The organism is Curtobacterium sp. A7_M15, from assembly GCF_030705415.1.
In the GTDB taxonomy this organism is placed as follows: Bacteria; Actinomycetota; Actinomycetes; order Actinomycetales; family Microbacteriaceae; genus Curtobacterium.
In genome coordinates this window covers 1-2017 of record NZ_JAUZED010000215.1, presented here as the reverse complement: position 1 = coordinate 2017, position 2017 = coordinate 1, and the positions used below count along the sequence as shown (strand labels likewise).

2 protein-coding genes are annotated in these 2017 nt (G+C 69.5%); both read left to right on the top strand.

The window, feature by feature from the left end; all coding sequences use genetic code 11:
- Nucleotides 1-1029 (top strand): tyrosine-type recombinase/integrase (locus Q7F20_RS18495; RefSeq protein WP_305741518.1); only part of this gene is annotated, 1029 nt, incomplete at its 5' end.
- A gap of 257 nt (nucleotides 1030-1286) precedes the next feature.
- A complete protein-coding gene (locus Q7F20_RS18490) occupies nucleotides 1287-2015 on the top strand; it encodes a hypothetical protein (RefSeq protein ID WP_305741517.1) in 729 nt (242 codons plus the stop codon).
- The last annotated feature ends 2 nt before the right edge of the window (nucleotides 2016-2017 follow it).

Below are 2017 nucleotides of genomic sequence, written 5' to 3'. Positions count from 1 at the left end.
TACCGGTCGGACCTGCGACAGTTCGCGCGGTGGCGTGCCGGATTTGTTGACCACGAAATCTCCGAACCGCACGAGCTCGAGCAGATCACCACAGCACCAGTCGACCCGACCGAGGTCGCCGCGTTCCTCGCGGACAAGGCCAACGCCGTCCTGCCCGGTGGTGGGCAGCGGTACGCACCGGCGAAGATCAGCCGCTACGTCGCCGCGATCGACTGGGAACACGCCCGCCGCGGCCACACCCCGCCCGGCACCACCCCCATCGTCCGCGACGTCCTCAAAGGGATCCGCCGCACCCGGTCCGTGCCGGTGCGGCGGGCGAAGCCGATGACATTGAAAGCGCTGCAGACGACGCTGCTGAAAATCGACGTCGCCGACCTCCAGACCGGCGCCCTCGGAACCCACGATCAGGCGTTGCTGCTGTTCGGGTTCGTCGGTGCGTTCCGCGAGTCCGAACTCACCGCCCTCACCGTTGCCGACCTCCGCCTCGTCGACGGCGAAGGCGTCTACGCCCGCATCCGGAAGTCGAAGACCGACCAAGACGGCGCCGGCCGGATCAAGGTGCTGCAGCAGGGCGCGAACCCAGTCACCTGCGCCCCCTGCGCCTACGTCCGACTCTCCCAGCTGATGGCTGCGCAGGACGCCCGCGGGGAAGCGGGCCTCTTCGCCACGCTCACTGGCGCGTGTCTCGCCGTGCACATCTGCGCGGACGGGCTCGGCGCGGATCGGTTGCCGGCGTCGATGCCGTTCTTCCGCGCCGTGTCGAAGTGGGGCCTGTTCCGGAACACCGGGATCAGCCCGACCGCCGTCGGGAAGGCCGTCGCCCGCCGCGCGCACGCCGCGGGGCTCGGGGAGGAGGGTTGGTCCGGGCACTCCCTCCGCGCCGGGTTCGTCACCGAAGCCCGCAACGCCGGAGCCACGGACGTGGAGATCATGAACCAGACCCACCACACCAACGCCGCCACCCTGCAGATCTACGACCGCGAATACGCACCCCTGGTCCGCAACGCCGTCACCCGGATGCGCTTGTGACCCCCCAAACTTCCCCCAAACCAGGCCCCAAACACGGGCACGACAGCAGGGAGCCGCTCGAGGCGCACTGGGGTCGATTCGTCGCATGGTGCGAGGCGGCAGGTCACGCGTCGCTCCCGGCGACGGCAGCAACGATCGGACAGTTCCTGACGCTGTTCCCCGGCAGCGCGTCGACGCAGCGGCTCCGCCGGCGCGCGATCCGCGCACACCACATCGCCGCAGGTCTTCCGGACCCGATACCCACGGTGGAGGCCCGGGTGTGGCCGCGACCAGAAGCCCCCGACCAGGCGGTCGTCGGAGAGGTGCTCGCGGCAATTCCGAAGTACCGATACCCGATCGGACTCCGCGGCCGCCGCGACGCCTTCCTCGTCGTCCTCCTCGGAGCCCTCCACCTGACCCGCGAACAAGCCCGCACCATCACCCCTGCCGACGTCGCGGTGACGAGCATCCTCCGGATCCGCAGCCACGTTGTTCCCTCATCCGATGACCCGATGTCCTGCGCTGCCTGCGCGGTGACCCGGTGGCTGCGCATCGTCGGACTGGTCTGGACGGGGTTCCGCGGCGACGTCATCCGTCTCCTCGACCCGACCAGGGGGAACCTGGATCGGCACGACTGCGAGCAGCCGGTTCCGGGGGAGTGGCGCCGGGCGGAGCAGCTCCTGCTGTCGTTAGACGTGCACGGCTGGGCGCGTACCGGGTTGAGCCTGTCGGGACGGTCCATGACGAGCATCATCCCCAGCCGACGTGCAGCGGCCGCAGACGGCCCGATTGTGGAGACCCTCGGTGCGGTTGCGCGACGGCCGTCACGGTTCGACGCCTTGACACTGCAGGAGACCTACGCCGAGCTCGGCAGCACCGACGACGCCGTCAACGATGCGCTCACTCGACTCGCGACCATCTTGAACGACGCCCAAGCGCTCGGCGCCGACCTGCAACAGGCCGCTACTCCACGCAAGCAGCAGATAGCAGCTGATAGCGACCACTAGCG